This is a genomic window from Streptomyces sp. NPDC057253 (genome assembly GCF_042669125.1).
Classification (GTDB): domain Bacteria; phylum Actinomycetota; class Actinomycetes; order Streptomycetales; family Streptomycetaceae; genus Streptomyces.
Genome location: NZ_JBHUXV010000230.1, coordinates 1 through 8,083, shown reverse-complemented (window position 1 = coordinate 8,083; position 8,083 = coordinate 1). Strand labels below are relative to the sequence as shown.

2 protein-coding genes are annotated in these 8,083 nt (G+C 68.9%); both read right to left on the bottom strand.

Annotation, left to right across the window (positions count from 1 at the left end; all coding sequences use genetic code 11):
* Positions 1-3,551: amino acid adenylation domain-containing protein (locus tag ACFULQ_RS47685; RefSeq protein ID WP_383557717.1), on the bottom strand; the 3,551-nt coding region annotated here is incomplete at its 3' end.
* Positions 3,548-8,071, bottom strand: a complete 4,524-nt coding sequence (locus tag ACFULQ_RS47680) for an amino acid adenylation domain-containing protein (RefSeq protein ID WP_383557714.1) — start codon at positions 8,069-8,071, stop codon at positions 3,548-3,550. The genes ACFULQ_RS47685 and ACFULQ_RS47680, both read right to left, overlap by 4 nt.
* Positions 8,072-8,083: the final 12 nt, after the last annotated feature.

Below are 8,083 nucleotides of genomic sequence, written 5' to 3'. Positions count from 1 at the left end.
TCCTGAACCGGCAGCACCGCATGCCGCACCACCACCTGCACCGGCTCCCGCAACCCCTCCCACACAATCCCCGTGCGGTAGATGTCATGCCGGTCAACCACCCACTGCAGGGCCTCCAGGAACGCCTCCAGCCGCTCCCGCGACTCGAAGGCCAGCACCGTCGGCACGACATACGCGTCATCGCCGCCGTCTGCCATCAGGTGGTGGAAGAGCAGGCCCTCCTGCAGCGGCGCCAGCGGGTAGACATCCGCGACATTCGCCGCGCCACCCGGCACCTGCGCAACCACCCGACCGACCTCCTCGGCCGTCAGGTCCACCAGCGACAGCATTTCTGCCGTGATCGTTTCTGCGTCCGCAGGTATCGAGTTCTCCGGTACGGCAACGAACTCGGGGCCGGACGCACTTGCCAGCCCGGCCGGTGTCGGTGTCTGGAACAGTGCCCGCACCGACACCGAAACACCACGCGCCCGCAACCGCTCCACCAACGACACCGCGAGCAGCGAGTGCCCGCCCAACGCGAAGAAGTCGGCATCCACACCGACCCTCTCCACACCAAGCACCTCAGCAAACGCCTGGCACAGAATCTCCTCCTGCACCGTCACCGGCCCCCGGCCCACACCCGCCGCAACCGAATAATCCGGCACCGGCAACGCCCTGCGATCCAGCTTCCCGTTCACCGTCAGCGGCAACGCCTCCAGCACCACCACCGCCGACGGCACCATGTACCCCGGCAACCGCTCCGCCGCGAACTCCCGAACCCCGTCCGCCAGACGCCCCGGCTCCGCCTCCACGTCAGCGGGCACCACATAGGCGACAAGACGCCTACCACCCGCGGCATCCTCCCCGGCAACGACGGCAACCTGCGCCAACCCGGCATACGCAGCCAACACCGACTGCACCTCATTGGGCTCCACCCGGAACCCGCGGATCTTCACCTGCTCGTCCGCACGCCCCGCGAACACCAACTGCCCATCCACCGTCCACCGCGCCAGGTCACCCGTGCGATACATCCGCTCACCGGCCGACGAGAACGGACAGGCCACAAAACGCTCCGCCGTCAACCCCGCACGACCGAGGTACCCCCGCGCCAGACCGGCGCCGGCGACGTACAGCTCCCCGACGACTCCGACCGGCACCACAGTCAGCGAGTCGTCCAGTACGAACACACGCGTGTTGTCCAGCGGCGCACCGATGGGCAGCGTCCCGCCCAGCGCATCCGGCTCGTTCACCGCACGCTGAGTGGCGCACAAAGTGACCTCGGTCGGCCCGTACAAATGTCGCACGGTGACCCCGGCACACGCTTCGATCACCCGCTCCACGGCGGCCACCGGCACCACGTCACCGCCGGTCAGCACCTCTTCAAGCCCCTTGAAGCACCCCGGATCGCGCTCCGCGAGCACCCGGAACAGACCTGCCGTCACATGCACATGCGTCAGCCCGAACTCAGCAACCCACGACCGCAGCACGCCGCCGTCGACGAGCGCACCCACCGGTGCGACCACCACTCCGGCACCCGCGAGGAGGCCGGCCCAGATCTCGTACGCGGAGGCGTCAAACACATGCGGGGCCTGGAAGAGCACCCGCGTCCCGTCCGACAGCCCCCAATGCGACGCCGACGCAAGTTCCACGACATCGCGGTGCGTCGCCACCACTCCCTTCGGCACACCCGTCGAGCCCGACGTGTACATCACATATGCCGAACACCCCGGCATCGGTACGCCGTTCAGCTCGTGCTCGCGAAGCGCCGAACCGGCCGACCGCGACAGTTCGGCCACCATCTCGGCACCGTCCATCACCAGCACCGGTACCTCTGCCGGCTCCGGAACCACCGGCGCGTACTCCATAGAGGTCAGCACGCACACCGGCGTCGCATCAGCGAGCATGAACGCAATGCGCTCCGCGGGGTACGACACGTCCACAGGCAGGTACGCGGCTCCTGCCTTCAGCACTCCCAGCAGTGCCACCACCAGGTCGATGCCGCGTTCCATGCACACCGCGACCAGCGACTCCGGACCGACACCCCGGCCCACCAGAACGCGCGCCAGGCGGTTCGCCCGTTCGTCGAGTTCGGCGTACGAAAGCGACACGCCGTTCCCCACCAACGCCACCGCATCCGGTTTCCGGGCCACCTGTGCTGCGAACAGTCCTGGCACCGTGGCGTCCGGCATCTCGACGGCGGTGCCGTCCCCAGCCTCGATCAGCCGACGCCGCTCGACCTCATCCAGGACACCCACAGCACAGAGCCGAGTTTCCGGCGCCGCGGCGACCGTCTCGACGACCTTCAGCAGCCACGCCGTGATCCGTTCGGCCGTCTCCGGGGCAAAGAGGTCCGCCGCGGCGACCAGCCTGCCGCGGATCCCGGCCGGAGCACCGTGGGCATCGAACTCCTCTCCCACGGACACTTCGAGGTCGAACTTCGCGGATGACGCGCCGGCAGGGAGCGCCTCCGCCTCAAGGCCGGGCAGACTCAAGGCGGCCGAGCCCGTGTTCTGAACTGTCAGCATGACCTGGAACAACGGGTGCCGAGACAGCGAACGCGTGGGAGCAAGCTCCTCCACCAGCCGCTCGAACGGCACATCCTGATGCTCGAAAGCACCGAGCCCGGCCTCGCGAACCCGATCGAGAACGTCGTCGAACGTCGGGTTGCCAGAGAGATCGGTCCGAATCACGAGGCTGTTGACGAAGAAGCCGACCAGGTCGTCCAGGGCCTCGTCGGTACGGCCCGCGACAGCCGAACCGATAGGGATGTCGGTGCCCGCGCCCGCCCGGTTCAGCGTCATCGCCATGGCGGCCTGCAACAGCATGAACAGGGTCACCTCGCGCTCCCGCGCCATCGTGACCAGCCGCTCGTGCACCTCCGCGGGAATCTCCAACGGGACCCGGTGGCCCTGGTGGGAGGAGACTGCCGGGCGAGGCCGGTCGACGGGCAGCCGCAGCTCCTCCGGCGCATCCTCCAACACGGCGCGCCAGTAAGCGACTTGCTGCTGCAGGACGCTGTCTTCCTCGTCATCGGCGCCCAACATCTCCCGCTGCCAGAGCGCATAGTCCGCGTACTGCACCGGCAGTGGATCCCACCCAGGAGCCCTGCCCATCAAGCGTGCTTCGTACGCGACCGACAGGTCCCGCGCCAGCGGTCCCGTCGACCAGCCGTCGGCGGCGATGTGATGCATCACCAATACCAGCACTTGCTCACCCGGTCCCATCGCGAACAGCTGGGCTCGCAACGGGATTTCAGTGCTCAAGTCGAAGTCGTACTCAACCGCCTCCGCCACTGCACCGGTCAGCTCCTGCGGCGCCGACTCGGCCACGGGCAGCTCGAATTCGGTTTCCTCGACGGGAAGTATCTGCTGGTACGGCTCCCCGTCTCTCACCAGGAACAGGGTGCGCAGAACCTCGTGCCGCGCGATGACGTCCCGCAGCGCGTCCTCCAGGGCCCCATGGTCGAGGTCACCGGTCAGCCGCAGCACCATCGAGGTGTTGTAAGTCGAGCCCGACCCCTCCAGCTTCGACAGGAACCACAGCCGACGCTGGGCGAATGAGAGTGGGATCACCGGGACTCCTCCTGCTTGCGCATCGGCCGCAGCGCGGGCCTGGCCTTCTTTTGCTGACTTCCTTGCTCTGCGAGCCAGGCTGCGAGCCCGGCCGGGGTGGGGGTCGCGAAGACGGCCCTGATCGACAGCTCGGCGTCCAGCACCGTGCGCACCCTGCTCACCAGGCGAGTGGCCAGCAGTGAGTGCCCGCCTAGTGCGAAGAAGTTGTCATCGACCTTTACCGTCGGTATGCCGAGGAGCTGGGAGAATGCCTGGCACAGGGCCTCTTCCTCCCGGGTGGCAGGCTCACGGCCCACCCCCGCCGCACCAGCATGATCCGGGGCCGGCAGCGCCTTCCGGTCCAGTTTTCCGTTCGTCGTCAGCGGCAGCGCGTCAAGCACCACGACCGCGGCGGGAACCATGTACGGCGGCAGACGGTCGGCCGCGAACTCTCGTATCTCATCGGGCAGTGCCCGGGCGTCCCCAGTCGGATCGGCCGGGACGACATACGCGACCAGTTGCTTGTCACCCGCGGCATCCGTGCGGGCAACCACCACGGCCTGTGCCACGAACGGGTGCGCCGTGACGGTGGCCTGGATCTCGCCGAGCTCGATCCGGAAGCCCCGGATCTTCACCTGGTCATCTGCGCGCCCCGCGTACTCGAGGTTCCCGTCCGCACGCCAGCGCACCAGGTCCCCGGTCCGGTACAACCGCGATCCGGTCGGTCCGAACGGGTCCGCCACGAACCGCTCCCCGGTGAGTGCCGGACGCCGCAGGTAGCCGCGGGCCAGGCCCCTTCCTCCGATGTAGAGCTCGCCCACGATGTTGGTGGGAACCGGCGCCATCCGGCCGTCGAGGACATACACCCGGGCGTTGGAGATCGGCCGGCCGATCGGCGGACTGCCTACGGCCTCGCCAACCGTGTGCCACCCGGTCGAGTAGACCGTCGCCTCGGTCGGGCCGTAAATGTTCGCGACCCTGGCACCCGGGAAGGCGTCGTGGACGCTGTCCACAACGTCGGCGGTCAGCGCCTCGCCGGCCAGAACCACCGTCCGGGGCCGCGCCTCCAGTTCGCCGTCGCTCAGGACCCGGGAGAGTGCCGACGGCACGGCGCTGATCAGACTGACCGCCCATGGCGTTCCGGGCCGGTCGATCAGGGTGAGCAGGTCCTGGACGATTTCGACGCTGCCGCCTGCCACCAGCGGCCCGAAGAGCTCGAACACCGATACGTCGAAGTTGAGCGAGGTCGACGCGAGTACCCGGGACAACTCGCCGTCGCTGAACGTGGTGGCGGCCCACGACAGCAGCCCGGCCACCGACCGGTGCTCCACCAGCACCCCCTTGGGACGCCCCGTGGAACCCGAGGTGTAGATCACGTAAGCCGGATGCCCCCAGGTCAGTGGAGCCAGCCGCTCCTCTTGGCTCAGGACGCCCGCCCCAAGCTCCGCCAGAGCCACTGTCACCGACGACTCGTCCAGCGTGACCCGCGGTACATCACCGGGCATCGATCGGCCACAGGCCTCGGTGGTAAGGACCACCACCGGCTCCGCGTCCTCGAGCATGAACGCCATCCACTCTGCTGGATATGCCGGGTCGATCGGCAGATATGCGCCGCCGGCCTTCAGCACGCCGAGCACGGCCACCGCGAGATCGACACCGCGCTCCATGCAGACCGCGACGACCGCCTCCGGGCCCACGCCGCGTCCGATCAGCAATCGGGCGAGGCTGTTCGCACGGGCGTCGAGGTCGGCATACGACACCTCGGCCCCCTGAGAGACCAGAGCAACGGCCTCCGGCGTACGTGCCACCTGAGCCTCGAATAGTTCGGGCAGCGTCGAAGGCATCAGCTCGACCTCGGTGTCGTTCCACTCAGTCAGGAGCCGGTCCCGCTCGCCCGCGTCCAGCACCTCCACACCGTTCAGCGGCAGGTCCGATCCGGCGTCCAGTGCTGCCACCAGGTTCTCCGCAGTGGTGCGCAGCAACGCGCACACGGCCTTCGCGTCGGCCGGAGTGACAGCGTCGACGGTCACCCTGAAACCGGTGCCTAGATCGTCCACGGCCACGACGAGCGGGTAGTTGGTCCGCTCCCTGGTGAGCAGCGCGCTCACTCCGTCGAGCACGGTGTCCGCGCCCCGGCCGTCGTGAGGGGCGGTGGCGGCTCGGGCAGCGGTCTGGTTGTGCCGGTAGTTGAACAGCGACGTGAACAGTGGGCTGGTGCCCGGCAACCCGCTTGCCCGCTGGGCCAGTGCCAAGGGGGCGTGCTCGTGCAACAAGAGCTCCGCCAGCTGCTGGCGCAGGTCCGACAGCGCCTGTCCTACCCCGGACGAATCGACGCGTACACGTATTGGCAGAGTATTGATGAAGGGCCCTTGTACCCGGTCCGCGCCCGCGCCCGCGTTCATCCGCCCGAACAGGACGGTCCCGAAGACCACGTCGTCCCGGCCGCTGACCGCCGACAGGACGCGCGCCCACACCAAGTGGAACACTGTGGCCGCGCTCACTCCGAGTGAGCGGGCCAACTCCCTTATCCCGGATGCCAGTTCCTTGTCAATCGCAAGCTGGGCGCGCTGCGAAGCCACGCCGTCCCCGTGGACATCCAGGAGTCCGTACGGCGCCGTGGTCTCCTCCACATCACCCAGCAGCTCGGCGAAGTACCGCTCATGCTCCTCACGCGGCACACCCAGCCGCGCCTGCGCCACGAACTCCCGGAACGGCAGCGGGTCAGGCAACGACTCGCCCTGCCCAGCCAGGAACGCACCCAGTTCCTTCAGCAGCGCTTCCTGTGTGGTGTGATCCCGGACCATCTGATGGATATGGAGCAGGCTCAGCCACCGCCCGCTGCCCGGCTCGGGCGCGATGTGCACCCGTATCAGCGGCGCGCTGCGCAGATCCATCCAGCCGCCGCCGAGCTCCACCAGCTGCCCCACGGCATCTGGGGCCTCGGGGTCGAGCACGACCTCGTTGACGGGGAGAGCCGCTTGCCGCAGCACCACCTGGACCGGTTCCGGCAGGCCCTCCCACACGATCGCCGTACGGTAGATGTCATGCCGGTCGATCACCTGTTGGAGGGCGCCGAGGAACGCGTCCAGCCGATCCCGGGAGTCGAACCCCAGCACGATCGGCAGCACATAGACGTCATGGTTTCCCTGATCGGCCATCAGGTGGTGGAAGAAGATGCCTTCCTGCAGCGGTGCCAGCGGGTAGACGTCCGCGACATTGGCCGCGCCACCCGGCACCTGCGCGACCACTCGCTCGATCTCCTCGGTGGACAGGTCGACCAGCGGCAGCATCGCCGGGGTGATCTCCGTAGCGCCGTCGGGTATCAGATTCGGCGGAACATCCGCCTCTGCCGGAGCCGCCACCACGGCCAGCCCGGCCGGCGTCGGCTCCTGGAACAGCACGCGCACCGAGATCGAGACGCCTCGGGCTCGCAGGTTCTCCACCAGCGTGACTGCGAGGAGTGAGTGTCCGCCCAGCATGAAGAAGTCGTCGTCGACGCCGACGCTGTCCAGGCCGAGGACCTCGGCGAACGCCTGGCACAGGATCTCTTCCTGCACAGTCGCCGGGCCGCGTCGCGCGGCCGCGGTGGCTGCCGTGTAGTCCGGTGCGGGCAGCGCCTTGCGGTCCAGCTTGCCGTTCCCGGTCAGCGGCAGCCCCTCCAGCACCACCACCGCGGACGGAACCATGTGCTCCGGCAGCCGACCGGTAGCGAACGTACGCACCGAGGCGGCCAGCTCGCCCGGGTCGGCGTCCTCATCCGCCGGGACCACGTAGGCGACCAGGCGCACATCCCCCGGCATGTCCTCGCGGGCGACCACGGCGGCCTGGGTGAGCTGCGGGTGCGCGGTGAGCACCGCCTGTACCTCACCCGGCTCCACCCGGAACCCACGGATCTTGACCTGCTCATCCGCCCGGCCCGCGAAGACCAGCTCACCATTGGCGGTCCACCGCACCCGGTCCCCGGTCCGATACATCCGCCCACCCGGACCACCGAACGGGCAGGCCACGAACCGCTCCCCGGTCAACCCCGCCCGGCCCACATAACCCCGCGCCACCTGCGCGCCCGCGACGTAGAGTTCGCCGACCACACCGGGAGCGACGGGCTGCAGACGATCGTCCAGCACGTAGAAGCGGGTGTTCGCCACCGGAGCACCCACCGGCACCACCCCGGAGGCGACGGCCTCCGCCGTGAGACGGGTGGTCGCCACGCCGATCGTGGTCTCGGTCGGCCCGTAGTGGTTGAACACCCCACACCCACCGGCCGCGGCGAGCAGCTCACCGACCAGGGCGGGCGGGGCTGCTTCACCGCCCAGCACCAGCGCACCCGCCGGCACCACGCCCGCCGCACCGCCCGCCGCCGCAAGCGCGGCCAGATGCGAGGGCACCGCCTTGAGATAGTCGATCCGCTGCTCGGCCAGGTAGCCGGACACCGCCACCGGATCCGTCACCACCTCCTCATCCAGCAGATGCAACACACCACCCGTGGTCAGGCTCGCGAACAGCGCCGTGTTGCCCAGGTCGGTGGCCGGACCCTGCAACACCGCATACCGGCC